The following is a 436-nucleotide window of genomic DNA, read 5'->3' on the forward strand; positions in this document are numbered from 1 at the left end:
AAGAAGCTGCACCACAAACTGAAGAAACACAACAACCACAACAAGAAGCAACTACACAAACTACTTCAAGCTCAAATGAATCAACTTCAAATGAATCTAGTTCAAGTGAAGCTTCAGAAGGTTCATCAGTAAATGTTAACTCTCATTTACAAGCAATCGCGCAACGTGAATCAGGCGGCGACCTTAAAGCTGTTAACCCATCATCAGGTGCAGCAGGTAAATATCAATTCTTACAAAGCACATGGGATTCAGTAGCACCATCTGAATATCAAGGTGTATCACCAACAGAAGCACCTGAAGCAGTACAAGACGCAGCAGCTGTTAAACTTTACAACACAGCAGGCGCTTCACAATGGGTTACTGCATAAAAAATTAAGTGTAGTAATGAACTTAAGATAAATATTTAAAGCTGAGACATATATGTCTCAGCTTTTTT

General features: G+C 38.8%; 1 protein-coding gene. It reads left to right on the top strand.

Annotation, left to right across the window (positions count from 1 at the left end; all coding sequences use genetic code 11):
* On the top strand, window positions 1-368 hold a 368-nt coding region (locus L987_RS04970; RefSeq protein WP_047503302.1), incomplete at its 5' end, for a transglycosylase family protein.
* Window positions 369-436: the final 68 nt, after the last annotated feature.

Source organism: Staphylococcus sp. ZWU0021 (assembly GCF_000798895.1).
In the GTDB taxonomy this organism is placed as follows: Bacteria; Bacillota; Bacilli; order Staphylococcales; family Staphylococcaceae; genus Staphylococcus; species Staphylococcus saprophyticus.